General features: G+C 73.5%; 3 protein-coding genes. All 3 read right to left on the reverse strand.

All coding sequences use genetic code 11. The features are described from left to right. The coding region (locus tag FV229_RS26495; RefSeq protein ID WP_147754763.1) for a phosphomannomutase at positions 1 to 1,094 on the reverse strand (1,094 nt) is incomplete at its 3' end. Between the two features lie 57 nt (positions 1,095 to 1,151). Beyond that, positions 1,152 to 2,123: a GDP-mannose 4,6-dehydratase gene (locus FV229_RS26500; protein ID WP_147754764.1), complete on the reverse strand. Its 972-nt coding sequence runs from the start codon at positions 2,121 to 2,123 to the stop codon at positions 1,152 to 1,154. 52 nt (positions 2,124 to 2,175) lie between these two features. Next, positions 2,176 to 2,390: GDP-mannose 4,6-dehydratase (locus FV229_RS26505; protein ID WP_187275298.1), on the reverse strand; the 215-nt coding region annotated here is incomplete at its 5' end.

Genomic DNA, 2,390 nt, shown 5'->3' on the forward strand with positions numbered 1-2,390 from the left:
GCCAGCGGCAGGCCGGCGTCGCGGGCCGCAGCCAGCGTCGCGAGGATCGGCAGCATCGCGTCGCGCGTCGGCAGGGCGGGCAGCACCGATCCGCCGAGCGCTACGTCCGACCCGAGGAGGAAGCCGCCATTCGCCTCGAAGCCGGCCACCGTCTTCGCGCCTGCGCGCTGCGCCTGCTCCATGCCGGCGATGACGAAGGGCGAGCCGACCCGGGTGCGCAGCACCTGCGCGAACCCGCCGGCCCGCTCGATCGCCGAGCCCGCGGTGACGGGCACCACCACCGCGTCGGCGCCGAGATACCGCGCCGTGATCAGGCCGAGCACGTCGCCGCGCAGGATGCCGCCGGCGGCGTCGGCCACCAGCGGCCGGTCGGCGTCGCCGTCGGTGGTGACCAGCGCGTCGTAGGCGCCCGACGCCATGGTCTCGGCGATGTAAGTCACATCCTCCGGGCGATGCGCCTCGGTGTCGATCGGGACGAACGTGTCCGAGCGACCGATCGGCGTGACCTCGGCGCCGAACCCTGCCAGCAAGTCGGCGAGCAGGTCGCGGGCGACCGAGCTCTGCTGGTAGACGGCGACGCGCAGGCCGGCGAGGATGTCGGGCGCGAAGGCCGCACTGTACCGGCGCCGGTAGCGCTCGACCACGTCCGGGTCCGGCGTCGCGGCGACGGGCGCCGGCATCGTCCCGACCGCGGAGACGTCGCCGAGGGCGGCGAGGATGGCGGCCTCGTCGGCTTTGGTGATCTCGCCGTCGGGCCGGTAGAACTTCAGGCCGTTGCGGTCCTGCGGGATGTGGCTGCCGGTGACCATCACGGCGCAGGCCCCGCGCCGGATCGCCTCCAGCGCCAGCGCCGGCGTCGGAAGCGGGCCGCAATCGATCGCGGCAAAGCCCGCGGCGGCAGCCGCCGTGGCGACGGTGGCGGCGATGTCCGCGCTGCTGTCGCGCAGGTCGCGCCCGATCACCGCGGTGCGGCTCGCGCAGGAAGTGGCGCCGACCGAGCGGAAGAACGCGCCGGCATAGGCGTAGCTCGGCCACCCGACGAGGTCGGCCACCAGGCCGCGCAGGCCGCTCGTCCCGAACTTCAGGCTGCTCACGACGTCCTCATTTCCTTGCCGACCTAAACTTGCCCTTCGCCGACTCGATGGCCGTGCTCACGGTCCGGGCCGGCCCAGCCTTGCGCGCGCATGCTCGAGCACGTCGGCGATCGCGGCGTCCCAGTCGCCGCGGGGCGTCCAGCCGGTCGCCGTGCGCAGCCGCGTCGCGTCGCCGGCCGCCACCGGGATCTCGGACGCGCGCATCCGGTCGGCTGCGACCCGGACCTCGAACGCGACCCGTGCGTGCCGGCGCAGGTCCGACACCACGCTCGCGATGCTGCGCGGCCGCCCCGAGGCGACGTTGAACACCGACCCGTCGGCAATGTCCACGCCGCGGGCGATCAGCTCGGCATAGGCCCGCACCACGTCGCCCACCGGCAGGAAGTCGCGCTCGGCGGCGAGGTTGCCCACCTCCAGCACCGGCGGCACCAGGCCAGCCTCGATCCGCGCGATCTGGCCGGCGAAGGACGGCAGCACGAAGCGCTCGTCCTGGCCGGCGCCGACCTGGTTGAACGGCCGCAGGATCACCAGCCGCACGCCCGTCCGCGCCAGCAGGTCGCGCAGGATCGTCTCGCCGAACCACTTCGAGCGGGCGTAAGGTCCCTGCGGGTCGGGCGCCGCCGCCTCGGTCAGCGGGCGCCCGGAGAGGAACGCCCGGCCGTAGACCTCGCCCGAACTCACGAACAGGAAGCCCGCGCCGGGCGCGGATCGCACCACCGCCTCGGCGAGGTTCAAAAGCCCGATGAGGTTGACCCGCCAGGTCTCGCCCGGCGCATCCGCCGATTGCTGCACCGAGGCCATCGCGGCCAGATGCAGCACGTCGGTCGGCCGGAACGCGGCGAGGCAGGCATTCAGCGCCGGCTCGTCCAGCAGGTCGACCGTTTCGTAGGCGACGCGCTCCGGCAGCACGTCCGGGCTGCCGCGGCCGATCCCGAGGATCCGGTCCGCCGGCCCGCTTGCGGCCGAGAGCGCCGAGAGCGCGTGCTGCCCGACGAAGCCGGCCGCCCCCGTGACCAGGATCCGCTTCACGGGTGAACGGCGGCCGTCACGGCGCGGCACTGGTCCATGATGCGCTTGCCGGTCAAGCGCGGCCGCCGAGGCGCTTCAGGTCGGCCTCGACCATCTCCTGGATCATCGTCTCGAGCGAGATCTCGGCCTTCCAGCCGAATGCGGCTTCCGCCTTGGCCGGGTTGCCGAGCAGCACCTCGACCTCGGCCGGCCGGTACAGCTTCTCGTCGATGATCAGGTGATCGTCCATCAGCAGGCCGACGTGAGAGAACGCAAGCGCGCACATGT

This window comes from Methylobacterium sp. WL120, from assembly GCF_008039465.1.
Taxonomy (GTDB): Bacteria; Pseudomonadota; Alphaproteobacteria; order Rhizobiales; family Beijerinckiaceae; genus Methylobacterium; species Methylobacterium cerastii.